We start from the raw sequence: 25,379 nt of genomic DNA, 5'->3' as shown, positions 1-25,379 counted from the left end.
TTTTGTCATTACGAATGAGGTACGAATGAAGTAATCTGTATTTAGAAAAAGAAAAGGTCTTTTTAATCAGTGAGAGAAATCGGATAAGGTTATGCCGTTATAATTTTTTTTTGTTATGAGATTTCTCCTTTCGTCGAAATGACAGTGGAAGTTGTTTTCAGTAAAACATAGTTCTCGCCTGCGCTCAAATTGGCAATAGAAATACTACAATTTGCAAACAAAATTACCTCAGATTGAAACGGTGTACTTTTTAGTGTCAGTGCTAGTGAATTTGAGAAAAATGATCCAATTTGTATCGAGAACAGAAGTAAAAAGTTAAAGGTGTTATCAAGATAAATTCTAAGTTGCAAATAGCTTCTAAAAAAAGAAATCTTTTACTCTTTCAAGCATTTTTCTATCATTGTACTTTTAACAGTAATTTTAGGCACTTTAAAATCGAAATATTCGTGTAACGGAATTTCAAATCCTTTGTGATTTAAGTAGTTGTTTAAGGCGCTATTTAAACCAACGCTATACAAGTGATGTTCTGCTCCTGTTGGATCTTCATGATACAAATCGTTTTCTGCAAAACCTTTAAATTCTGGACCAATAATGTTAATCTCAAATTCAGCGGGATTTTTACCAACCGGACTATGACTTGTACACGCAAACTGATGCCAAAATGCAGATTGAATGCAATTATTGTAAAACAATTGACGTACAACTTCTAAAGAATCAATAGTTTCTTGGGCTGTTTCCGTAGGAAAACCAAACATTAAATAGGCGTGTACCATAATGTTTTCATCAGCAAAAGCCTTGGTAACTCTGGCAACCTGACCAATATCTACACCTTTTTTCATCTTTACCAACAACCTATCTGAAGCAACCTCCAATCCGCCAGTAACTGCAATACAACCCGATTTAGATAATAACGTACACAATTCTGCATTAAATGTTTTCTCGAAACGAATGTTGGTCCACCAAGTGATGTATACTTTGCGTTCTATTAACTTATTAGCCAACGCTCTTAGCATTTTTGGAGGAGCAGCTTCATCTACAAAATGAAAACCTGTAATTCCGGTTTCTGAAATTATTTTTTCAATTTTATCTACCAAATCATCTGCGGTAGTATTTTGATAATTGCTGATATAATCTAAATTTACATCACAAAAACTACATTTTTTCCAATAACAACCATGAGAAATGGTGAGTTTATTCCACTTACCATCAGACCACATTCTGTGCATCGGATTCATCACATCTAAAAAAGACAAATATTTTGCTGTTGGCAAACCAACATAACTTGGCGCAGGTAAATTTTTATGATGAAAAATGGTGTTTGGTAATTTATCCTGATAAATAACGGTATTTTTTTTACAGATATAAGTTCTTTCTAGCTGCTCCTCGCCTATTTTTCCCTCTAAAAATTCGGTAATTCTTAACAACGGTCCTTCACCATCGTCTAAGGTGATAAAATCTATAAAATCAAAAATTCTAGGATCTGATAATCGTCTTAATTCAGTATTACAATAACCGCCTCCAAAACCTATTTTTATAGCAGGATATTCTTGTTTTATAAACTGAGCACATCGCAAAGCGGAAAATAAATTACCGGGAAAAGGGATTGTAAAACAAATTAAATCATACGAATTTTGTTGTAATTGCTCGTTTAACAAATACAGCAATTCATCTTCTATTAATGTAGTTTCAAATTGCAAACATTCGTATAATTCATCAAAACTAGAAGCTGCTCTACCTATTTGTTCTGCATAACGCGTAAACGAGAAAAACTCATCTACATTGGCGTTTATAAAATCGCCCAATTCTTCTACAAACAGCGTAGCAATGTGTTTTGCTTTGTCTAAAATTCCTAATTTTCCAAATTCGGTACTTAAATCTTTGTCTAATTTTATGCGCCTGTGTCCGTGTGGTAAATAATCTTTATGTACAATTTGATACGCGGCTGTAACTTCTTGCACACGTAAATAATTCATTACAGAATCTACTTTATTAATATAGTCTTCCTTTTGTTGCCAAACCAAAGAAAACTCTTTATTGCCAAGCATTTTTGCTTGTTTAAAAATAGCATCTATAAATTCTTTTGTAAACACTGCCGTAAACAACTCAATACTTAAATCTATTTGCGTAGTTGGCACTTCTTTAGCATCTAAAAAACCTTTGATGTATGCAGTTGCAGGATACGCCGTATTTAATTGCGTAAAAGGTGGTGTTATTAAAAGTGTATTTATTGGCATATAATTAAATAAAGGGCAAAGATACTATCTGATAAGGGAACTGTAGTTAAAATTGTATTTGCTTTTTTAAAAATCTATTCCGTTCATTTAAATAAGGTATTTCTACTTGTTTCTTTTTTCAACTGAAAACCTTAAATTAGCTAGCAATAGCATTGTATTAATAAATGGATGATAAAAAATGATTGAAAATAAAGTAGTAAGCGAAATTAAAAACTTAATTTCTGAAGTTTTAAGCAATTCCATTAGCGACTTAGAGGCTGAAAAAAGTCTGAATAAAATTCATGCATATTTTCAAGAAATTACTTCTATTACAGGTTTTGATTTTTCTATAGAAAACATGGCAGCAATTCCCGCTGCAAAAGGAAAAGCATTAGGTTTAAATTTTGCTGCGCAATGTTTAATAGACTACAAAAGAACTATTAAATTTTTAAAAGCAATTGTTTCTGCTATTTTAGAGAAACAGAAAAAACAACCCCATAAAACAATTCAAATTTTTTATGCTGGTTGTGGTCCTTATGCAACGCTATTAACTTTGGTAGCCCCTTATTTTAAAGCAAAAGAAGTACAGTTTACCTTGTTAGAAATAAATAAAAATTCTGTGATATCTGCCAAAAAATTACTCATTTCTCTTGAAATGTCTAATTATATTAATGAATTTTATACAGCAGATGCAATTACATTTAATGTGCCTGAGGCTAAAAAATTTGACATCCTTATTAGCGAAACGTTAGATGCGTTATTGTATAGAGAATGTTATGTTCCTATTTTAATTAATTTGCTTCCTCAATTTAATGAGGATATTATTGTAATTCCGGAAAATGTACTCTTAAATATGTCTTTTATCTCAAATAATAAAGACGAAATAAATCAAAAAAACCACCAGCTTGGATGTATTTTAAATGCGCGTGAAGCAATACTACTACATAGTAATTCAGAACATATTCCTGCACAATTACATGAGTTAAAAATTAATTTTTCAACATTAAATATGAACCTTTATGATGCTTTTATTATTGATACTACTATTCATATTTACAAAGATATTTGGTTAACCAGAAACGAATCTTCTTTAACGGTTGCTCATCAATTTTTATTAAAAAAACCTTTTCATCAAAGTGCTGTTGTTTTTACCTATTTTATGGAACCTGAAATTGAACTGAAAGTTAATTTTGAATAACTAAGAAATTATCACTTTATTTAAAAAAGTCGTATAATTTTCATATTCAAAAGGAACATCTGCATTTTTTTCCATGTCGTGAAAATGATGCGTAGCCAATAATTTCACTTTTGGGTTTTTAGGCCACAAGTTTTTAATATTGTACACAAATCTGAATAAAGTTTTCAAAAAACAATGCCGTTCAACATTTAAAAAGCTCAATTTTTAAGTTTTAGTATTAATTTCACATATAGCGGCATTATAAATATTTACATTTGAAATATCAGAAAAAACCACATAAGATAATGAAAACTTTAAGAGAACAAACAGAAGCTAAAGTAGCAGCAGGACGAAATGCAAAACCTGAATTTATGAAAGGTGTTGATGCTGTTATTGAAAACGCAAAAGCTTTTGAAGAGGGAAAAAATGCACTTAAAGTTGGACAAAAAGCCACCAATTTTAGGTTACCAAACGCTAACGGAGAAATAATATCATTAGATACCTTATTAAAAAAAGGGACACTTGTAATTACCTTTTATCGTGGCGATTGGTGTCCGTATTGCAACTTACAATTAAGGGCATTACAAGCTAGATTAAGCGAAATTCATGCATTGGGCACTTCCCTTGTTGCTATTAGTCCGCAAGTACCAGTCGGCTCATTAACCAAAAGTGAAATTAGCGAAATGGATTTTACGGTATTGTCAGATCAAGATGCAAAAATTGCGACGCAATATGGAGTTGCATGGAAAGTGCCTGAGTTTTTAGTAGCACACATGCGTGAAGATAGAGGTTTAGATTTAGATAAAATAAATAATGGAGATGGAAGCATATTGCCTATTCCCGCTACATTTATTGTAGGGCAAAATGGTGTTGTTTTGTGGAACTATGTTAATATAGATTACAGAATACGTTCTGAACCAGAAGAAATCATAGCAGCCTTAAAAAAGCTCTCATAACCTTTTAAATAAGGTAATCTTTTAGAAAAACAATTCCTGAGATTACTTTTTATAAAACTACACAATTTTTACGAACATTTTGTACCAATGTTCTGGAATTACAACTTCTTTTAGGGGGAATCTTTTCCCCTTTTTCTTGGTTTTAAGCTCGGAAATAAAACGATGAGAAGTAAAGTAATTGTACTATTTTATCATATTGAATTTTTTTAAAACGATAAGTTACAACAACTTTTCCATCTATTTCCCATACAAATCCTTCTGATTTTCTACAAAAACACTCCTTAAAAAAAATCAAAAAATAACAAATTCTAAGAAATACTTTAGTATGTAATTCTTTTACTCTAAATTTAAAAAAATTGAATGTTTTAGTAATTTACCTGAATCAATAGGCCTTACAATAGATTTTGATTTTATAAAACTAAATTTTATATTTCCTTAAAATACTAAGAATGAAATTTATAAATATTAAAAAGCTCTTCCTTTTTTTTATTCCTTTGGCTGTAATTAGTTATTTACTTATTCATAATTATTACAAAATAATTACTGAAAATCAATTGGAAATTATTAAAAATGGTGCTGCAAATGATTTGAATGCAAAAGAAATAGTTATTAATGATATGTACAAATATCTAGCAGCAGATATAGATATTATTCAATGGCAATTTAACAAAGATTTTAAGGAAGGCACTCAACCTAATAAAAATAAATTATCAAGTTTTTTTCTTCATTTATCCGAATTACAATCAACCTATGACCAAGTACGTTTTATAGACACTTTAGGGCATGAAATTATACGTGTTGATTTTGATAGTATTCATTCTGTAAAAATTAAAGAGTTTGATAAACTTCAAGATAAAAGCAAGCGATATTATTTTCAAAATGCCAAAAAGCTAGAAAAAGACAACATCTATTTTTCTAATATTGATTTGAATATGGAATATGGAAAAATTGAAATTCCTTATAATCCGGTACTTAGAGTTGCTAAAAAGGTATATACACCAACAGGTAAATGGAATGGAGTTATTGTGATCAATTATTTTATACACAACTTGTTTCAAAAATTATCTGTGCAAAACAATCTTAAATATGCTAGTTTTGGACTAAGTACTTCCGAAGGTTATCCCTTAATTTCTAATGATGAACATAAAAGCTTTAGTCATATTACTAAAAATTCAGACAGTTTAGCTTTTTACAATACACATAAAAGAATGTGGAGTAAAATGCAACAAAATAATTCTGGAAGTGACATTTATAATGACAATCTTTATGTCTATAAAAAAATAACAATAGACGGTAATAGCACAAAAAACAATCACTTTAAAGGCAGTAGATCTCTTATTCTTATTCATAAAATTGATTTACAAAAAGTAAAGGAATCTCAGTTTATTTATACCGTTTATGAAAGCGTCTCTAGTATAATTATACTTTTATTAATTTTACTTGTATTAATAGGATTGCAGTATTACAACAATCGATTACGTATACAATATAAAGAATTAAAAAATACAAATAACGAATTAGAGGGGTTAAAAAATAAACTTCAAAAAACACTAACTATTAAGCTAGAAGAGTTAAAACTTACAGAAAGAAAATTTTATTCCATTTTTAACAATGCAGGTATTGGAATTACTTTAATAGATTTAAAAGGAACACCAGAATTCACCAATAAAAAACTTCAAGATATTTTAGGATATTCAGAAAATGAGCTAAAAAAAATGACTTTTGCTGAATTTACGCATCCGGCCGATTTGAATACAGATCTTCAAAAATTTGACAAACTCATAAAAAGAGAAATTGATTCTTATAATATAGAAAAACGCTATATCAGAAAAGACAAAACTGTAATTTGGGGAGATTTAAATGTTTCCGTTTTATTAAATAAAGACAATGAAATTATCAATGTAATAGGTGCTGTTACAGATATTACTGAAAGAATAGACGCACAAAAAGAAAGTAAAAATCTTAAAAAAGTAATTATAAGTCTTAATTACATAACTAATATTTTAAATATTGACTCCATAGAAAATACATCAGAAATTAACGAATCTATTAATTTGGTAAAACAAATAGAAAAACAATCAGACGATATTTTAAAAGCAAACAAAGCACGAGAAGAGCTTTTAAAAAACCTAGAACTTAAAAACACTGAGTTAAATAGCTATGCTCATATTGTTTCTCACGATTTAAAAACACCGTTACAAAGTATTTATACCTTAACTAATTGGATTGAAAGAGATGTAGAAAATAAGTTAACAGATGAAAGTAAAATGTATTCTCAATTAATTCTAGAAAATCTAGAAAAAATGGAATCTCTAATTACGGGGATTTTAAAATATTCTAGCATAGACAACAATGAAATGGCAGAATATGATATTAATACATTTCATTTGGTAAACGAACTTGTAAAATTAATGGTGGTGCCAAAGTCTATAGAAATTATTGTTGATAAAAACCTACCAACTATAAAAGGGAATAAACATAGAATTCTACAAGTTTTTCAAAATTTAGTTCAAAATGCGATAAAAAGTATTGTTGATGAAAAAGGGAAAATAGAAATTGGTGTCACAGAAAAAGGGGTGTTTTGGGAATTCTACATCAGAGACAATGGAAAAGGAATTGAGGAAAAATATTTCAAAAAAATATTTGAACTATTTCAAAGTGTAGATGAAAGTGATGCTAAATCTGGAATTGGGCTTTCTATTGTAAAAAAAGTAATTCGTTTTTATAACGGAGAGGTTTGGGTTGAAAGTGAAATTGATAAAGGAACCACGTTCTACTTTACAATACCTAAATAATAATTGCAACAAATACTTTTATAAATAGTAAGAGGTTTTATGCATGCTAAAAACATGTATAAAACCTCTTTTTATTAGTGATTCACTATTTTAATATGATAAATAATAATGATTTTTTACATAATAAAACTACAATAATTTAGCCATGGCTTCTTTTATTATTTCTGTATTTTTAATACTTGTAGCTGTATTTTTTTTCTCTTGTTCTTGAATCATGGTTCTCATTAAATTAATAACCACTTTATCAAAATTAAAAGATTTAAACTGACCTCCTTTTACCACCATATCATCTACAATGTTTTGAATTGCTTCAGAATTATCACTTTCAGAAATTTGCTTAAACGCCTTTTGATACAGTACCTTTGTGGTATCATCACCATTTAAAAACATACCAGACAACACACTTTTTGCTATAAAAGGCAACTCATTTACATCTTTTTCTTCAATAAAAATACGCGTTAAAGGTGTTGCTAAAATCTTACGCACTTCATCTGGTAATTCTTTAGATTTTGCTATAGCCAACGGTTTATCAACATAATACATTGCCACCAAACCATTCCCTAAAACGGCATAAGATGTACTCTCTAATGCTTTCGCAAAAAATGATTTTAATTCAGGATCTGTTAATTTTCCTAATGTTTCTATCGCGGCAGCCTGCACCAACGTTTTCGAATCATTATTTGCCATTTGCGTAATTTTTTTAATGGCAGACTTTTTAGAAAACTTATTAATTAAATCGATGTTTTCTAAAGCTAATATTCTAATTTTATACGAAGCATCTTCCAACGCTTCCTCTATCGCATTAAAAGCGTCTTTTTCTTCTTGTTTTTGAGCAACTTCTAGCAAAGCTTCTCTTCTGTGTGCAAAATTTTCGGCATTTTTAAGCTGAAAAATATAATCGCTTAGTACTTTATTTTCAGTAATTTCACACAATAAAACACCATCTGCATTTACTTGAATTAGGGTGGGTTGTTTTGTATATGGAAATGTAAAAGAAGCATCTTTACCTTCAACAAAAACATTGTGACGCGTTCTTTTTCCTTTTTCAAAAATATCGATAGCAAACGGAAATTTAAAAGGATTTCTTTGCAACTGAATCAAGTTAACTGTAACCGTATTTTGAATGGTGTTATAATCATAAGAAACCTCAATTTTTGGGTGTCCGCTGCCAAAATACCATTGATTAAAAAACCAATTCAAATCTTTTCCTGTTACTTTTTCAAGTGTTAATCTTAGTTGATGAGCTTCTGCTGCTTGGTATTTAAATGCTGTCAAATAGTTTTTTAATCCTTCAAAAAAAGCTTCATCACCTAAATAGTTACGCAACATGTGTAAAATTGCGCCACCTTTATTATAACTCACCAAATCGAACATATCTTCCTTGTCGTCATAATTAAAACGCACCAAATGTTTGTCAAAATCCTGACCATCTAAATACATCTTTGTATCTTCAAACAAATGCATGTCTGCATCTAATTTTCCGTATGCATGTTCTCTCCATAAATATTCGCTATAATTAGCAAAAGATTCATTTAAAGTTAAGTTAGACCAACTTTCTGTAGTAACTAAATCTCCAAACCAATGATGAAACAACTCATGTGCAATTGTATTTTCTTGCACATTATCATCAATTAATTGTCCTGGTTTTTGGTAAGCTTGTTCTCCATGAATTACAGCTGTGGTGTTCTCCATTGCGCCAGAAACATAATCTCTACCCACAATCTGACTGTATTTATTCCATGGATATTCTACACCTAAAATAGTAGAAAAGAATGCCATCATTGCAGGTGTTTTTCCGAAAATATCTTTTGCGTATGGCGCATATTCTTTTTCTACGTAATAATCAACCGGAATATTTTTGTAATTGTCTTTAATTATTTCAAATTCTCCAACGCCCATAAAAAACAAATATGGCGCATGTTTTTGATCCATTTTCCAATAATCTGTTCTATTGGTTCCGTTTTTTGTTTGAGAAACAAGTTCTCCGTTAGAAAGGGTAACAAACTTATTGGGTACTGTAATATAAAGTTCTTGTGATGTTTTCTGATTTGGACTATCTATGGTAGGAAACCAACAACTATTCGCTTCCGTTTCTCCTTGTGTCCAGATTTGAGTAGGTTTCTTTTTATCTAAACCATCGGCATTTATAAAATACAATCCTTTGGCATCTGTAATAGCAGCAGATCCTTTTTGTTTTACTTTTTCTGGGCGTGCAGTATATTTAACGTAAATAGTAAACTCTTGATTTCTAGTGTATTCTTTTGGTAAATCTATCAACAACTTAGTACCATCATAATTGTAACTTAAGGTTTTTTCTTCAAAAGAAACTTTATGAATAAGCATTGCTTTTGCATCCAATTCAATTTTATTAGTTGTATAAAAATGAGGTTTTGCCGTAATCCAAGCTTCTCCGTTTAATTGTTTTTCTTTAAAATTAAAATCGACTTTTAATTTGGTGTGTATTAAATTGTGAACCTTATCTTTTTCTGCTCTGTACGTTGTTGTACTTTGAGAAAAACCAACAAAAGTTAGCATTAAAAATAAAAACAACAGGCTTTTTTGAATTTTCATAAACATCATTTTCTTAAAAAAGCAAAAATAAGAAATAAAAATAGTGAAGTTGTTAATTAGCAGTTAAAAAGACGTTGAAGTTGTATCGTTTACAGTAGCAGTCGGCAATAACCATTTTAAGTTCATTTAAAACACTTTATACCACTGTGTTTTGTATACGTATCAACATGTAAAAAGCCAAAATTTCAATTGAAATCATGGCTTTTTAATACTTAAAAGTTATCGTTTATTTTCATTTAAAAATTGCACTCAATTGTTCTAAGTTTACGCTGTCTCCGTCAAATTTAACGCTGTTCATCATTTCAATAATTTTAGCAGGATTCATGTTGTCTCCTAGCAATCTAGCTATTCCAACTCCAGCTTCTTTACCATAACCAAAGGCAATTACTTCGTCTATAGATTCTGTATTACCGGTGTAAAACAATTTTACACTCATCCCTTTGGCTTTCATAGACATTAATGTTTTATACTCTTTATTGTCTTTAAAAATACTTTTTAATTTGGCTATTTCAACTTCATAAGCCGCTTCATTTCCTTTAATTGGCAAAGCAAGTACATTTACTTTTCTAATACTGTTTAATGTTTCTTGTACTTCATCAGAAACATTATTTGATTTTAACTGTAAAAAACTTGTAGGAATATCTAAATTAATAAATCCTGCTTTTTCTTGGCTTTCTACTAAATAACTTTGCAACGATTTTTCATTCTTACAAGAGCTAGCAAAAAGTACTAGAAATATAAGAGAAAATAGGGTGGTTAATTTTTTCATGGTTTGCATTTTAAATTGATAAAAATAAAGTCGAGTTTTTAAAACCCGACTTTAAAATCTTGGTTTATTTACTTTTTTCCTTTGGTAAAAGTATCTGCTAAATCAGACATTTTATTAATATCAATGTTACCTGTTAAAGAAACAATTACAGCTTCAGATTGATTGCCTGTTTGCTTACTTACTCCTTTAATAAACATTAACACCTCACTTACATAATCTTTGTTTTTTGTAGATTTTACGTAAATTTTAACTCTAGAGTCATCACTTTTTACGCGCATTAACTGAGTTAAGTTTTGCGATTTGATGGCAGTTTGTGTCATCACATCCATTTTATCTGCTATGCTTGCATCTTTTGTAGAGAATAATTTAAATTCTTTTAAATCTTGAATCATTTCAAAGACTTTCATCCCTTCATTGTCATCTATTTTTACACTTTTAAATTTTGATATTAAATCAAAAGCATCTTTGGTAACAACTACCACATCTACCCCATTCATATCTTCTAATTTATCAAAAAATGATTGTGCGCTGGTTACAATTGGTACAATTAGTAACGCTATTAATATTGCTATTTTTTTCATAATTTCTGTGTTTACTTGGTTTTACTTGTTTACTTAAATTTATTTTAATATTTTATTTACGGTATCTTCATACACATACAAATTAGCGACTGCAACTTCTCCTTTCTGAAGGTTTGTAGATAACAATTTTAAAGCATCGCTAACTTGATTAAATTGTTTTTCTGCTTGGTATCTTTTGTATTGGTTCTTGCCAATAAACACACTAAACAAAAGGACTACTGATGCTGCTACAGACAACCATTTCAAATTTCTTTTTTTAGATTTCTTAGGTTCTAATTTGATGGTTTTGGTGTAAGTTTCATCTTTACCTGCTTTAAAATAACTAAACATATATTCATATTCTTGCAAGTGTTGTGCCACATTCCCTCCTGTAAAGTAGTTTTTTAGGGTTGTTTCTTCTTGCAAAGTAGTTTCTGCGTTTAAGTATTTTTCTATTAATTTTTCTATGTTAGCTAACTCCATAGTTGTGTTTTTTAATTAATGCTTCTCGTATTGTTTTTCTTGCTCTTGATAATGCAACCCGCACTGCGGTGGGTTTCATATCTACCATTTTACAGATTTCATCAAAATTATATTGTTCAATATCTCTTAATTGAATAATAATTTTTTGTTGTTCTGGTAAGTCTTCTATCAATTTATGCACTTGGTTTACACTGTCTTGATGTTCTACTTGTTTGTCTAAAGGTGTTTCATTTTCCTTATAATTGCTGTGTACTAAAGTTAAATTACTTGCTTGTTTACTTTTTAATCTATCATAACAATAATTTTTTGTCATGGTCATTGCAAACGCTTCAACATTTTTGTAATCAGCTATTTTTGTTTTATTCTTCCATAACTTAAAAAAAAGTTCTTGGGTTGCATCTTCTGCTTCTTCCGTAGAAACTAAAAGTCTTTTTGCTAACCTAAATACCTTATCCTTAAATGGTAAAACAACTTTTAAAAAGTCTGATTGGTTCATTTGTTTTGGTTGATTAATTGTGTAAACCTCTAATTAAACCTTTTCTTTTTAGTGGGTTTACATCATTACGACGAGAGATCATATATTTTGTTACATCAATCATTAAAAATAATACTAAATATGTTTAAATTGCGTTTGTTTTATACCAAATGAATATACATGTTGATTTGGATTTAACGGTAAACTTTTAATTTCTTTTGATGAAAAACACTTTTAAAACAGTTTCATTGCTCTTTATGCTAGCTCTTTTCTTTAATTGTACCAAAGAATATGAAGTTCCTGATGATTTGGTCTTGCGAGATTTTGTTTGGAAAGGCCTAAACGCCTATTATTTACATCAAGATCAAATTGAAGATTTGTCGGACAGACGCTTTAATTCCGATCAAGAAATAAACACCTATTTAAATACCTTTGAAACAGAATCTGATTTATTTGCCAACTTATTATTAGCTGGCGACACAAAAAGCAACATTCTAGAAGATTACAATATTATTTTTGATGAAGCCCCTATAAATCAAGTAAATGGTTTTGAGTTTGGTGCAATTTTAGAACCAGGAAGCACAGAAAACATTGTTGCTTTTGTATATTATGTATTGCCAAATTCTGATGCAGAACTAAAAAACCTTACAAGAGGTGAATTTTTTAACACCGTAAATGGTACACAACTTACCGTTACAAATTACGAAAACTTGTTATTAAACAATACTTCAGACTATACTTTAGGCATGGTTAATTTTGATGGAATTACCGTTACGCCCAATGGAAAATCAGTTACTTTAAAAAAAGAAAGCTACGACGTTTTACCCATTTTTTTAGAGAAAGTAATTCCTGTGGCAACAGACAATGTAGGGTATTTAATGTATAATAATAATTTTTCAGGTGATTATATTACTGATTTAAATAACGCATTCTTAAATATTAAAAATCAATCTGTTAATAAATTAATAATAGACTTTCGCTACAACATTGGTAGTGGTGGTTTTGCGAAAAACATTACGCAAATTGCAAGTATGATTAATGGTGATTTTATAGATGAAATAGCTATAAAAGAAGAATGGAATACTAAAGCACAATCTTGGTTTTTGGCAAATCAACCAGACTCTATAGTTACCAAATTTCCAACAAGGTTAAATATTTCAACAGAAATTAACAGCGTACAATTAACTGATGTTTATTTTATTTTAAACGGAAATAATTTTTCAGGATCTTCTGCAATAGAATTATTAATGAATAGTTTAAAACCATATATAAATGTGCATATAATAGGCAATCAAACTATAGGAAACAATACAGGTTCAATAACACTTTACAATTCGGAAGATTATAATTTTGCCAATAGAAACATGAGTCATACAGTGGCGCTACAACCTATTGTGTTAACTTTTTTAAATAATTCCGACGAAACTTATGCAAATGGTTTTTCGCCAAATATTGATTTGTGTGCTAATGAAGACATTTTAAATTTAGGTGTTTTAGGGGAAAGATCAGATCCTCTTTTAGATCGTGTTTTAAATTATATTTCATCAGGAAACATAGGCAATTCAACTTGTGACCAAGATAATTTTGAATATGTTTGCAATACTGTTGCAGCACAAAGAGAGATAGACAACGGTGTTTTTATCAATCAACATTTACCAAATACCAATTAATATGACAAAAATTTTGCAATTCAGTTTTTTAGCTTTGCTGCTCGTTTTCGGAAGTGCGTGTTCTTCAGAAGACAACGTTAACAGCATTGAACCTACAACTGATGATGATATCAATTATTTTATTTGGAAAGGAATGAATGCCTATTATTTATGGCAACAAGATGTACCAGATTTGGCAGATGACAGATTTAAAACCTATGATGAATTGTACACGCATTTTAGAACTTTTTCTTCACCCAAAAATGTTTTTGAAAGTGTTTTATACACACCAGCAGATCGTTTTTCTTGGATTGTAGATGATTATATTGCACTAGAAAATGCTTTTCAAGGAATTTCAACAAGTAACGGTATGGAATTTGGCTTGGTTCGTTATCAAAACAATCCAGACAATATTTACGGCTATGTACGTTATGTAATTCCGAATTCTGATGCCGCTGCCAAAGGACTTAAAAGGGGCATGCTTTTTAATTCCGTAAACGGTACGTTGTTAACAGAATCTAATTATTTAAGTTTGTTATTTGGCGATAGTAATACGTATTCATTGGGTTTTGCAGCATATAACGATGGTAATCCAACCGCTAATAACACTTCTGTTTCATTAGTAAAAACAGAATTGCAAGAAAATCCTATTGCCGTTTCTAAAGTAATAACTGCTGGAAAAAAACGAATAGGTTATTTAATGTACAATCAATTTGCAAGTTCTTATGACGATCAATTAAATGCTGTTTTTAATCTTTTTAATTCGCCAAAAGTAGATGAGTTAATTATAGATTTACGCTATAATGGCGGAGGATCTGTAAGAACAGCAACTTATTTGGGTTCTATGGTTACAGGACAATTTAACGGACAATTGTATTCAAAATTAGATTGGAATGAAAAAGTAATTAAGAATTCAGAACCTAGCGATTTAATTAACAATTTTACAAATCAAATAAATAACGGAGCTATTAAAGAAACTATAAATAGTTTAGGATTGTCTAAGGTTTATTTTATAGTTTCTGGCAGTTCTGCATCTGCTTCTGAATTGGTTATAAACGCTTTAAGTTCTTATATTGATGTAAGGTTAGTAGGTGTTACAACAGTGGGTAAACAAGTAGGTTCTATTACTTTGTACGACTCTGAAAATTTAAAAAGAAATGGAAATGATTTAAATCCAAATCACAGTTATGCACTGCAACCTTTGGTGTTAGAAATTACTAATAAAGACGGACAAAACAAACCAGAAGGTTTTACACCAGGAACAACCTTACCAGGAATAGAACAAAAGGAAAATTATGGAAATTTGGGCGTTTTAGGCGAGCTTTCAGACCCTTTATTAGAAACTACAATTACTTATATTCTTTCTGGTGCAAAACCTTATAATAGAGCAAATAGCTTAGATTTTAAAGAAGTATTTAATTCTAAACTTGCAATGCCAACTAGTAATAATATGTATGTAGATTTAAAATAAAAATAGTAAAGTCAAACTTTTGTAAAATGAAAACAATAGACTATTTGTACGGAGGATTCTTTGTAATTTCCTTAGTATTCATCTATTTTGCTTTAAAAGAGTATAATAAATCTAAATATTTAATTTTAGAAGGCGTTAAAACAAAAGGAAAAGTAATAGACTTAATTAGAAAAAGTAGCGATGACGGTTATACATACACACCTGTTTTTGAATACAAAGACAAATTAAACAACACCATCACTTTTAAAAGCAATGTTAGTTCTAAACCTGCTTCTTATAGGGTTGGTGATGTTGTACATATTGTGTATTCTAAAAAAACTGATGATAGAAAAATTATTTCTTTTTGGGGTTTATATCGATGGACAATTATCTTATTATCTATAGCTGCTCCTTTATTAATTATTGGCGGTGGTTATTTATTATACTCAAGAGGATAAATCGACCTTAAACATTCAACTTTACCTTTTATGTTGATGAACGCGTTAGATATTTAATTCTTCTACATCAACAACACCATCTTCAATTTCTTTGTCCGTTAAAACATCTGGTCTAAATTCACTCATTAATTCTTCTCTTTTGGTTTTTGCGTATTTGTATCCAGATTTCCACCAACTTCTCATTAATTTCTGATCAAAAACCAGCGAATTAGTGGTTAAAACCGTAGGTGTATAATATAAATTTAACTGTACATTTTTATTGTTTGCTGCCAACTTACCAATTGTAATATTGTGTCTTTCAACATGTGTAAGCATAAAATCAAACACATCAAAAAGCAATGAAAACGGATTTTTTGAAGGCAATCTATTAAATTGAGTAACTTCCGTTTCTAATATAATGGCGTCAATTTCTGTTGCCCCTCTTAAAATTGCCTCTCTTATTGGCACTAATGAACCAAAACCACCATCTGCATACTGACAAGAATTTTTCTCTAACAAACTCATAAAAGGTACATAATTACAAGAACCCCAGATCCAATCACAAAAATCATCATAAGAACAATCATTTATAGATTTGTATTCAATTTGATTTGCCGTTAAATTAGAAACCGTAACAACCACTTCTTTTTGGTTGCTTCTAATGGCCTCATACATTTCTTTTGTAATTTTATTCTTAATTAAAGAACGTAGATTTTTGCTCTCTCCAAAGGTTTTTCTTCCGTTTAAAAAGTTCCAGAAAGTATTTAAGTGATTAATGCTAATCACTTTCTCGCCAGCCACTTTCCTTATTTTAAAAGGATTGTTACTAAAAATAGATTCTTGGCTTACGTTGGTATAAAGTTCTTTTAAAGAATCTAACATCCCCAAAGCCAAATGAGAAACCATTAAGCTTCCGGTAGAAGTACCAATATACAAATCATAATCTTTGCCTTCCTTTTTCATTAAATATTGCGCAACTCCTCCTGCAAATGCTCCTTTACTTCCTCCTCCAGAAATTACCAATGCTTTTTTAGTCATCTTAAAATGATTTGTTTACTTTAGTCGTTAACATAACCAAAGTTTTTATAAAAATATAAAAATGAAAAGAATTACTGTATTTATTTTCGCTTTACTTTTATATACTTCCTGTAAATCAGAATATAAACCTAGAAATATAGAAGCTATTTCCATCAAAGAAATTAAAATGGACAGCACAAGCATAAGGGCTATACAAGCTATCAATAATACATCTATGTACTATGCAGGCTCAATGGGCGATGTTGGTTTTACAGATGACAACGGTAAATCTTGGACAACAGAATTTATCATTTTTAAAGATTCTATAGTACCACATTTTAGAAGTTTAGCCATAAACAACGCTAACAAATTTGTGCTTTCTATTCAAAACCCTGCTTTATTGTATAAAATTTCTAAAGATAGCACACAACTTGTATACACAGAAAACCATGAAAAAGTATTTTATGATGCCATTGCTTTTTTTGATGATAAAAAACACGGAATTGCCGTAGGAGATCCAACAGAAAACTGCGCCTCTATTATAGTATCAAATGACGCGGGTAATTCTTGGCATAAAATTGATTGTTCTAAACTTCCGAATTTTGAGGAAGGCGAAGCTTTTTTTGCAGCAAGCAATACCAATATTAAAACGTTAGGAAGTACTGTTTGGATTGCTACCGGAGGAAAAAAAGCACGTATTTTAAAATCTGAGGATTATGGGGAAACGTGGCAAATACATAACACGCCTATTATTCAAGGAAACGGCCCACAAGGTATTTATTCTATAGATTTTGCCGATAAGAATAACGGAATTATAATTGGCGGAGATTACTCTAAACCAACTGAAAATAAAGCGAATAAAGCTGTTACAATAGATGGCGGTATTACGTGGTCTATAGTTGCTGATGGAAAAAATCCTTCTTATAAAAGTTGCGTACAATATGTACCAAACACCAACGGACAAGAAATTTTTGCTGTTGGCAAAACAGGGGTTTCATATTCTAAGGATGCAGGAATAACTTGGAAAGATGTTTCTAAAGAAGCATATTATACCATTCAGTTTGTAGATAAATCGTCTGCTTGGCTTGGTGGAAATAATAAAATTGGTAAACTAGTATTAAAATAACCTATGAAGATTTATCAAGTAATTATTGCAGCTTCACTCCTATTTTTATCGTGTAATAACAAATCAGAAATTAGTAAAGATTTTAATTGCAAAACAGCTGCATTTCCTAATTTAGAAGAGATTGTTGATGTAAAAAAGTTGTTTTCTGTACAATTTCCCAAAACATGGAAAACTCAATTGTATTATGATGCTGTTCAATCTTCAATATTTACAGCAGATACTACAAAACAACTCACAGAAACCATGCTTTTAGACATTACTTTTATCAATAAAAAGAGTATTTTTGATACTACTTTTAAACTAAAAGAAGAACAAGAAAGTTTGTCTAAAAAATTAATTCAAACAAAAACTAAAGAAACAAAATTGTTAAAAAAACCTGCTTTTTATACCCTTTCAAAAGGTTTAAAAGGAAAGTTCACCTATCAAGTTTGCAAGGCATTTATAAAAATAAATGAAGAAAATTTTATATTGGCAAAAGTTGAAGTTTATGGAGATTCTTTAGTGAATCAAAGACTTTGCAATGCGTTTACACTTATAGATAAAATAAAAATAATCGACTAAAAATGATTGATAAAAAACATATTACAGACCGTTTTGTAAAATACGTTACAATAGATACTGAATCTGACCCAAACAATCCTGCTTTTCCCAGTACAGAAAAACAATGGAATTTAGCCAAGGTTTTGGTAGAAGATTTAAAAACAATTGGATTAAAAGATGTAGAGTTGGATGAAAATTGCTACATCATGGCAACCTTGCCAAGCAATTTAGATTATGAAGTAGCAACCATTGGTTTTGTAGCACATATTGATACAAGCCCAGATTTTACAGGTAAAAATGTGAACCCGCAAATTGTAGAAAACTACCAAGGAAATACCATTGTTTTAAACGAAGAAAAAAACATTGTTTTGTCTCCAGACTATTTTGATGATTTACTACAATACAAAGGACAAACCATTATTACCACTGACGGAACAACTTTGTTGGGCGCTGATGATAAAGCTGGTGTTACCGAAATTGTAACCGCAATGGAATATTTAATAAACCATCCAGAAATTAAACACGGAAACATACGAATTTGCTTTACGCCAGATGAAGAAGTTGGTAAAGGTGCTCATTTATTTGATGTGAAAAAATTTGGCGCAGATTGGGCGTACACCATGGATGGAAGTCAAATTGGCGAATTAGAATACGAAAATTTTAATGCCGCAAGTGCCAAAGTAAGCATCACCGGAAAAATTGTACATCCTGGTTATGCAAAAGGTAAAATGATAAATTCTATGCTTATTGCTTCTGAGTTTATAAATGCACTACCACAAAAAGAAGTACCAGAAAAAACGACAGACTATGAAGGTTTTTTCCATTTGCATGACATAAAAGGAAATGTAGAAGAAACTGTTTTAGAGTACATTATAAGAGATCATGATTTAGATTTGTTTGAAAAAAGGAAGTATTTACTACAAAAAATTGCCTTCGATTTTAATGAACGTTTAGAACAAGATTTGATTCATGTTGAAATTAAAAATCAGTATTTTAACATGAAAGAAAAAATTGTTCCTGTAATGCATATTGTAGATATTGTAGAAGAAGTTATGAAAGAAATTGGCATTACTCCTTTGATTAAACCCATACGTGGTGGTACAGATGGCTCTCAACTTTCATTTAAAGGTTTGCCCTGTCCTAATATTTTTGCTGGTGGACATAATTTTCATGGAAGATTTGAATACATTCCTGTTGAATCTATGATAAAAGCAACAGAAGTAATTGTAGGTATTGCAAAAAAAGTAGCAAAAAAATAATTAATATTTGCAAGTTACCCTATAATGGCAAAATCAATAAAAAGTTCTTTTTTTGAGAACTTTTGTTTATATTTGCAATTGATAATAAAATGTGAAACGAATAATAGCAAAAAGAACTTTAAGAGAATTCTGGGAAAAGCACTCAGACTCAGAACAATATTTAAAAACCTGGTATGAAACTGCAAAAAACTCAAATTGGAATTCTCCAAATGAAGTAAAAGAAAGGTACATCAATGCTAGTATTTTAAAAGACAGTAGGGTTGTTTTTAATATAAAAGGAAATTCATATAGACTTATCGTAAAATTTAACTATATCAGACAATGGGCATTTATTCGGTTTGTTGGCACTCACGCTGAATATGATAAAATTGATGCTGACACAATATAAAATACTGAATTATGGAAATTAAACCTATCAAAACAGAAAAAGACTACGATAAAGCTCTCGAAAGGCTTGAGTTAATTTTTGATGCTTCTCCAAATTCAAAAAAAGGAGACGAAGCTGAAATTTTATCTTTATTAATTGAAAATTTTGAAAACAAATATTATCCAATTGAATCACCAGACCCAATTGAGGCCATTAAAATCAGGATGGAAGAAATGAACCTTAAACAAAAAGATTTGGTTGGTGTAATCGGAGGAAAAAGTAGAGTTTCTGAAGTTTTGAACAAAAAGAAAAAATTGACTGTTGAAATGATACGAGAATTAGAACGTATTTTACACATATCTGCTTCTGTTCTTGTAAACAATTATCAACTTACAAAATAAAATAACTAAGGATAATTCCATATATAATTTATGGTTAGTTCTAGCTTAAAAAACGCAACAAACCATTTTTCCAAGGGGTTTCTAAACCCCTTGTTAAGACAATTCTGGATGTTTTCCTTTGACATCTTTAAAAAAGCTGCGAAAAAACTCAAAATCTTTCTCTTTATTATCCGTTGTGTAATAAGGTTCAGAAATTTTAACTTTCTTATTTTCAAAATCTAAAGTTGCCATAACAATTGGCACATTGGCTCCTTTGGCAATATAATAAAAGCCGGTTTTCCATTTTTCTACTTTTTTTCTTGTTCCTTCTGGAGATAAAGCCAGTCTAAACTCTTCCTTAGCATTAAAAACATCAATAACGGCATCTACCAAATTATTACTTTTAGTTCTATCTACAGGTGTTCCTCCTAGTGCTCTAAACATAAAACCAAAAGGCGATTTAAACAACGAATTTTTACCTATAAAATGAATCATAGTTCCTAAACTCATTCTTGTTAAAATAGCTACAGGAAAATCTACCCAACTTGTATGTGGCGCAGCAATAACAACATATTTTTTAGGTGTTGAAGGAAAAATATTTTCTATTTTCCATCCTAAAAGTGTAAAAAATATAAATCTGGCAATTGTTTTCATCTAAATATTTATATGTTAACAAAATCCTTCTTTAAAGGTTTTGTTTTGCAATATAATGTAATAAATTTAAGAACTTAAATTAACAAAATGAACGAATTGATTATTTACTTAATAATTGCACTACTTTTTGCTTTAATTGGCTTTTTTATAGGAACATTACTCACCAAATTATCTTCAGGCAAAGAAAAAGCTACTTTAGAAGAACGTGCTTCTTTAATTGCGCAATCTAAAGAAATTGTAGACAATAATTATATAGAGTTGCAAATGGAGGTTAAAAACAATCAGCAAGAAAAAGAACGTTTACTTACTATAAATACACGGCAAGACGCTGAAATTAATACTTTACAACTAAAGTTGGATGAACATAAAATTGAAGTAGCAGAATTACAGAAGAAATTTACCAACGATTTTGAAATCCTTGCCAATAAAATTTTGGAAGAAAAATCGAATAAATTCACCCAACAAAACAAAGAAAACCTAAAATTAATTTTAAATCCGCTGCAAGAAAAAATAAAAGTTTTTGAAGATAAAGTGGATAAAACACACAAAGAAAGTATCGATTATCACGCCGCTTTACGTCAGCAAATTATAGGTTTAAAAGAGATGAATTTGCAAATGAGTAAGGAAACTATCAACCTAACAAAAGCATTAAAAGGCGATAATAAAATGCAAGGAAACTGGGGCGAATTAGTATTAGAAAGAGTTTTAGAAAAGTCTGGTTTAGAGAAAGATAGAGAATACTTTGTGCAGCAAAGCTTTAACAATGATGAAGGCAAACGAGTATTGCCAGATGTGGTAATTCATTTACCAGATAACAAGAAAATGATTGTAGATTCTAAAGTTTCCTTAACCGCTTATGAGCAATTTGTAAATGAAGATGATGAAGTTTTAAAAGCTCAATTTTTAAAAGACCACGTTGCCTCTTTAAGCAGACATGTAGCCCAATTAAGTGAAAAAAAATATGAAGATTTGTATAAAATTGAATCGCCAGATTTTGTCTTACTTTTTATACCCATAGAACCCGCTTTTGCCGTTGCCATAAATACCGATAACCATTTATACAACAAGGCTTTTGAAAAAAATATTGTTATTGTTACGCCTTCTACCCTTTTGGCAACCTTAAGAACAATAGATTCTATGTGGAATAATGAAAAACAACAAAGAAATGCCATTGAAATTGCAAGACAAGCTGGTGCTTTGTATGATAAATTTCAAAACCTTTTAGGTGATTTAGTTGGAATTGGTAAACGTATAGATGATAGTAAAAAAGAATATTCTAATGCCATGAACAAACTTTTTGACGGTAGAGGAAACTTAATAAATAGCGTAGAAAAGCTAAAGAAAATGGGAGCTAAAGCCAAAAAATCTATTCCTGAAAATATTATTAAAAGAGCAAGTTTAGAAGATTAGATAAACTCACTAATTTTCCGATCTCTTTTTATAAAGTATAATTTATCATTTTTTAGTATCTTTTTTCTATATCCAAATAAATGAAAGATATCCGTGGCTAAAAACTGTGCCGTTTTTGGGTTTACAATTAATGTATAGGAGTTATTTTTATCCGAAGAAACTCCTGGTAAAAGTTTTAGAAAATTATGAAAACGAAGTTTTCTTGCTATTCTAGATGTTTTTAACCAAAATTTAGAAATTCTTGAAATAATAAAAAAACCATCATCTCCTTTTTTTTGATATAAAGGCATAAAAATTTTACCTTTAATATGAGACTGAATTTCATTACCATTACTATGGGCTAACAATTCATGTTTTACAATTTCTCTAAAATTTTTATAACCTTTTACCATTTTAAAAACTTCAAATGGTTTGATGGAATATTTGAAATCAATCTTATAAAAATCTTGATCTTCACTAAATAAGGTTAATGAATTTTTATAGAAATCGTAATTTTTTATTTCCTCCTTTTTTACACATTTAGAAGCTACCAATGCCAACCATAAAAAGGCAATACAATTATCTACAGACACAGCACTTTCATGTTGTCCGGCTTCAAAACCTACAGAAATATGGCCAAATTCATTAATATAAGTTAATAAAGGTCCGTCTAAATATTCTTCGATTCCTAAAATAGTAGGAATGGTAAAATGAGAAGAAAAATTTCTATTATTTAAAGAATCGCTAATGGTGATAAAAGGTTCAGTTACTGAAGAGGTAGTATGTAAATCTAAAAAATAAAAGGGTCCTTTTTCTTTCTTTAAAATATCCTTTATAATGATATAAATTTCATATTGCTCTTTAGATTCTTCGTAAAGTTCTTTATTTAAAGGCAATTTTAGAATTTCTTCTTTGGTCCAAATTCTGTTTAAATCAACATTTTTAAAACGAATATTTTCAGAAATAGCATTGATATTTCCAGAAATTCCATAGAAATTACCAATCAGACTAATATTTTCATCTTTTATCCTTTTAAAAACTTGTTGCAAGGCATTAATTCCGGCAGGTTCATTACCATGAATACCGCCAAAAGCAATAATTGTTGGAGATTTTTTAGCACCTTTTACATGACCAATAACTCTTTGAACAATATTTTTTTTATGAAAGGATTCAATTTCTATCAGATTTTCCATGATTTGTTTTTATTTTTTCGATTTTCTCTAAATCACTTTTAGTGAAAAGACCAACTAATTTATCTTCAGATATAACTACTACACAGGTGTTTTTTGTGTTTAAAATTAGCTCCTTTGCTTTTTTATAAGATGCTTCTGGATGCGCGCTATCAAAATTGGTGTTCATGATACTTTTGGCCACCATATTCTTTACTTTTTTTGATGAAAAATCAAGTTCTTTAAAATCATTTTTTTCAATAATTCCAACTATTTTATTGTGTTTATTTACCACTGGAATATGATTAATTTGTTTCCAACTCATTATTTTTTGAGCCAAAGCCACCAAATCATTTTCATGTACAACAAAAAGACTGGTAGACATTATTTTGTAAACTTTGTCGTATTTATTATCACTTTTAGAATCATAAAAATCTATAGAATCCCAGTCGGATACGGTTTTATTAGAAATTTGATTTTTATAAATATGTTCTGTTAAAATAACATTGGCTTCATAGTTAGAAACATCATTTCTTAATATTCGTTTGTTTCTAATAAGCCATTTGCTACCTGTTGTACTTGTATCAATTCTTTTTTGAATAATGCCTAAATAATAATCAATTTCTGCTTCATCAATTTCAGATTTTAACAAGCCTTCTTTTGCCATTGGTAGTAAAATGTTCTCTAGTAACTTTTTTGCAGAAATGCCTTTTCCAAACCAATTAAAATAGGTGTTTATACCAGATCTTGCTGCATTTATAAAATTTCCTCGAGCATCATAAAAAGGCATTTTTCTCCAAATTTTCTCATACTGTTTTGGCATTCCTTGCATAACACCAACCCATAAAAGTGCATTGGCAATTTCATCTTTAACACTTGGTCCTGAGGGAATGTACCTGTTTTCTATACGAATATGTGCACTATTTTCATGCACACCATAACACAACCTATTCCATTTGTACAAAGTTCCATTATGCAGATTTAATGCCTTTAATTTTGGCATAATTCCTTTTTTAACCGCTTTTAAAGAGTTTTCTTCAAAATTTGAAGAAACTATTGGCGGATATCTAGAAATATCATCTGTAAACAATTCTAAAATGGAATCTTTAACCCAACTGTTGCCAAAGGAAACTCTGGGTTTTTGTTCTCTAGAAAAATGAGTAACGTTGCGTAAATCTATACTTTGTTGAAAAAGAGCTATTCTTGTTTCGCTCCACAATTCTTTTCCTAATAAGAGAGGAGAATTTGTCATTATTGATAATAAAGGTCCGGAAATTGCTTGTGACCAATTATATTTATCTATTGCCTCTTCTGGACTAATTTGTAAGTGCACTTGAAAACTGGTGTTACAAGCTTCAAATAAAATAGATTTATGTTTTAATATAAGTTCATCTACACCTTGAATATGAATTTTAAAATCATCTCCCCTAATTTTCTTGATAATTTTATTGATTGTTTTATACCGTTTTAAAGGAGTAACATTTTTAAAATCTAAGTCTTTTATTCTTAAAGTTGGAAGAATGCCTGTAAGGATAAATTTATTGTTATTTGTTTCTTCTGCCGCTTTGTACCCTTTTTCTAAAAACGCCGTTAATTCTTTTTCCATGTCAGAAAAACAGGTGTTTTTTAATTCTAACGGATCTAAATTAATTTCTAAATTGAATAAAGCTAACTCTGTGGTATAATGCGGATCATTAATTTTATCTAGAATTTCTAGAGCATTTGCAGAAGGTCTAAAATCTTTATCTACAATACATAATTCTTGTTCTGCTCCTACCCGTTTAATTCCGGTTTCAAACAAGTTGTTTTCAATCATATACTCAAAAGCCTCTATATCATTGAGTAAATGACGCACAAAATCTTTACGATCTTTTTGTGTTTTAATTGCTGTAACAGATTGCGATCCCATAATAATGGTATTTATCATTACGAAGTTCGGAAAT

The 25,379-nt window shown here is 29.8% G+C and carries 23 protein-coding genes; 12 read left to right on the top strand and 11 right to left on the bottom strand.

Annotated elements, in window-relative coordinates; translation table 11 throughout:
* Nucleotides 1–374: 374 nt before the first annotated feature.
* On the bottom strand, nucleotides 375–2,234 hold the full coding sequence (locus ACSHW5_RS01965) for a B12-binding domain-containing radical SAM protein (RefSeq protein WP_435674425.1): 1,860 nt from the start codon (nucleotides 2,232–2,234) through the stop codon (nucleotides 375–377).
* 178 nt (nucleotides 2,235–2,412) lie between these two features.
* Here ACSHW5_RS01965 and ACSHW5_RS01960 point away from each other — a divergent pair, with 178 nt between their 5' ends.
* On the top strand, nucleotides 2,413–3,411 hold the full coding sequence (locus ACSHW5_RS01960; protein WP_435674424.1) for a phytanoyl-CoA dioxygenase: 999 nt from the start codon (nucleotides 2,413–2,415) through the stop codon (nucleotides 3,409–3,411).
* Here ACSHW5_RS01960 and ACSHW5_RS01955 read toward each other — a convergent pair whose 3' ends face one another.
* Nucleotides 3,412–3,579 carry a hypothetical protein gene (locus ACSHW5_RS01955; RefSeq protein WP_435674423.1) on the bottom strand — a complete coding sequence of 56 codons (168 nt, stop codon included), beginning with the start codon at nucleotides 3,577–3,579 and terminating at the stop codon, nucleotides 3,412–3,414.
* A gap of 116 nt (nucleotides 3,580–3,695) precedes the next feature.
* On the opposite strand from ACSHW5_RS01955, the gene ACSHW5_RS01950 reads away from it, so the two are divergent.
* Both ACSHW5_RS01950 and ACSHW5_RS01945 read left to right on the top strand, forming a co-directional pair.
* Nucleotides 3,696–4,346, top strand: coding sequence for a peroxiredoxin-like family protein (locus ACSHW5_RS01950; protein WP_435674422.1), 651 nt, complete (start codon nucleotides 3,696–3,698; stop codon nucleotides 4,344–4,346).
* Nucleotides 4,347–4,795: 449 nt separating this feature from the next.
* A complete protein-coding gene (locus tag ACSHW5_RS01945; RefSeq protein WP_435674421.1) occupies nucleotides 4,796–7,141 on the top strand; it encodes an ATP-binding protein in 2,346 nt (781 codons plus the stop codon).
* Nucleotides 7,142–7,270: 129 nt separating this feature from the next.
* Here the strand turns inward: ACSHW5_RS01945 and ACSHW5_RS01940 are convergent, their stop codons facing one another.
* The 5 genes from ACSHW5_RS01940 to ACSHW5_RS01920 form a co-directional block, all read right to left on the bottom strand.
* Nucleotides 7,271–9,712, bottom strand: a complete 2,442-nt coding sequence (locus ACSHW5_RS01940; protein ID WP_435674420.1) for a M1 family aminopeptidase — start codon at nucleotides 9,710–9,712, stop codon at nucleotides 7,271–7,273.
* Between the two features lie 232 nt (nucleotides 9,713–9,944).
* The gene (locus tag ACSHW5_RS01935) at nucleotides 9,945–10,481 is read right to left on the bottom strand and encodes a DUF4252 domain-containing protein (protein WP_435674419.1); all 537 of its coding nucleotides are present in this window, start codon (nucleotides 10,479–10,481) and stop codon (nucleotides 9,945–9,947) included.
* Nucleotides 10,482–10,549: 68 nt separating this feature from the next.
* Complete coding sequence (locus tag ACSHW5_RS01930) at nucleotides 10,550–11,062, bottom strand: DUF4252 domain-containing protein (protein WP_435674418.1); 513 nt, start codon at nucleotides 11,060–11,062, stop codon at nucleotides 10,550–10,552.
* A 39-nt stretch (nucleotides 11,063–11,101) separates the two neighbouring features.
* Complete coding sequence (locus ACSHW5_RS01925; protein ID WP_435674417.1) at nucleotides 11,102–11,524, bottom strand: hypothetical protein; 423 nt, start codon at nucleotides 11,522–11,524, stop codon at nucleotides 11,102–11,104.
* Nucleotides 11,511–12,020, bottom strand: a complete 510-nt coding sequence (locus ACSHW5_RS01920; protein ID WP_435674416.1) for an RNA polymerase sigma factor — start codon at nucleotides 12,018–12,020, stop codon at nucleotides 11,511–11,513. The genes ACSHW5_RS01925 and ACSHW5_RS01920 overlap by 14 nt, the downstream gene beginning before the upstream one ends.
* A 200-nt stretch (nucleotides 12,021–12,220) precedes the next feature.
* On the opposite strand from ACSHW5_RS01920, the gene ACSHW5_RS01915 reads away from it, so the two are divergent.
* From ACSHW5_RS01915 to ACSHW5_RS01905, 3 genes are read left to right on the top strand one after another with little or no spacing between them, the layout of a single operon-like run.
* Complete coding sequence (locus ACSHW5_RS01915; RefSeq protein WP_435674415.1) at nucleotides 12,221–13,669, top strand: S41 family peptidase; 1,449 nt, start codon at nucleotides 12,221–12,223, stop codon at nucleotides 13,667–13,669.
* Nucleotide 13,670: 1 nt separating this feature from the next.
* The gene (locus tag ACSHW5_RS01910; RefSeq protein ID WP_435674414.1) at nucleotides 13,671–15,119 is read left to right on the top strand and encodes a S41 family peptidase; all 1,449 of its coding nucleotides are present in this window, start codon (nucleotides 13,671–13,673) and stop codon (nucleotides 15,117–15,119) included.
* A gap of 26 nt (nucleotides 15,120–15,145) precedes the next feature.
* On the top strand, nucleotides 15,146–15,556 hold the full coding sequence (locus tag ACSHW5_RS01905) for a DUF3592 domain-containing protein (RefSeq protein WP_435674413.1): 411 nt from the start codon (nucleotides 15,146–15,148) through the stop codon (nucleotides 15,554–15,556).
* Nucleotides 15,557–15,601: 45 nt separating this feature from the next.
* Here ACSHW5_RS01905 and ACSHW5_RS01900 read toward each other — a convergent pair whose 3' ends face one another.
* A complete protein-coding gene (locus ACSHW5_RS01900) occupies nucleotides 15,602–16,573 on the bottom strand; it encodes a patatin-like phospholipase family protein (protein ID WP_435674412.1) in 972 nt (323 codons plus the stop codon).
* A gap of 61 nt (nucleotides 16,574–16,634) precedes the next feature.
* On the opposite strand from ACSHW5_RS01900, the gene ACSHW5_RS01895 reads away from it, so the two are divergent.
* From ACSHW5_RS01895 to ACSHW5_RS01875, 5 genes are all read left to right on the top strand, one after another.
* Entirely contained in the window at nucleotides 16,635–17,678 is a 1,044-nt protein-coding gene (locus tag ACSHW5_RS01895; protein ID WP_435674411.1) for a WD40/YVTN/BNR-like repeat-containing protein, read from the top strand.
* 3 nt (nucleotides 17,679–17,681) lie between these two features.
* On the top strand, nucleotides 17,682–18,239 hold the full coding sequence (locus tag ACSHW5_RS01890; RefSeq protein ID WP_435674410.1) for a hypothetical protein: 558 nt from the start codon (nucleotides 17,682–17,684) through the stop codon (nucleotides 18,237–18,239).
* A gap of 2 nt (nucleotides 18,240–18,241) precedes the next feature.
* Complete coding sequence (gene pepT / locus ACSHW5_RS01885) at nucleotides 18,242–19,477, top strand: peptidase T (RefSeq protein WP_435674409.1); 1,236 nt, start codon at nucleotides 18,242–18,244, stop codon at nucleotides 19,475–19,477.
* A gap of 91 nt (nucleotides 19,478–19,568) precedes the next feature.
* Nucleotides 19,569–19,865 (top strand): type II toxin-antitoxin system HigB family toxin, encoded by a 297-nt coding sequence (locus ACSHW5_RS01880; RefSeq protein WP_435674408.1) that lies wholly within the window; start codon nucleotides 19,569–19,571, stop codon nucleotides 19,863–19,865.
* 11 nt (nucleotides 19,866–19,876) lie between these two features.
* Nucleotides 19,877–20,245 (top strand): helix-turn-helix domain-containing protein, encoded by a 369-nt coding sequence (locus ACSHW5_RS01875; protein WP_435674407.1) that lies wholly within the window; start codon nucleotides 19,877–19,879, stop codon nucleotides 20,243–20,245.
* Nucleotides 20,246–20,338: 93 nt separating this feature from the next.
* On the opposite strand, the gene ACSHW5_RS01870 is transcribed toward ACSHW5_RS01875, so the two are convergent.
* Complete coding sequence (locus ACSHW5_RS01870; protein WP_435674406.1) at nucleotides 20,339–20,878, bottom strand: 1-acyl-sn-glycerol-3-phosphate acyltransferase; 540 nt, start codon at nucleotides 20,876–20,878, stop codon at nucleotides 20,339–20,341.
* An 87-nt stretch (nucleotides 20,879–20,965) separates the two neighbouring features.
* On the opposite strand from ACSHW5_RS01870, the gene ACSHW5_RS01865 reads away from it, so the two are divergent.
* Complete coding sequence (locus tag ACSHW5_RS01865; RefSeq protein ID WP_435674405.1) at nucleotides 20,966–22,288, top strand: DNA recombination protein RmuC; 1,323 nt, start codon at nucleotides 20,966–20,968, stop codon at nucleotides 22,286–22,288.
* Here ACSHW5_RS01865 and ACSHW5_RS01860 read toward each other — a convergent pair.
* Nucleotides 22,285–23,460 (bottom strand): aspartoacylase, encoded by a 1,176-nt coding sequence (locus tag ACSHW5_RS01860; RefSeq protein WP_435674404.1) that lies wholly within the window; start codon nucleotides 23,458–23,460, stop codon nucleotides 22,285–22,287. The two genes, ACSHW5_RS01865 and ACSHW5_RS01860, sit on opposite strands and share 4 nt — an antisense overlap.
* Nucleotides 23,438–25,345 carry a CBS domain-containing protein gene (locus ACSHW5_RS01855; RefSeq protein ID WP_435674403.1) on the bottom strand — a complete coding sequence of 636 codons (1,908 nt, stop codon included), beginning with the start codon at nucleotides 25,343–25,345 and terminating at the stop codon, nucleotides 23,438–23,440. Before ACSHW5_RS01855 ends, ACSHW5_RS01860 begins: the two co-directional genes overlap by 23 nt.
* Nucleotides 25,346–25,379: the final 34 nt, after the last annotated feature.

This window comes from Polaribacter sp. (assembly GCF_051251875.1).
Lineage (GTDB): Bacteria > Bacteroidota > Bacteroidia > Flavobacteriales > Flavobacteriaceae > Polaribacter.
This window is presented reverse-complemented; position numbering and strand designations above follow the sequence as displayed.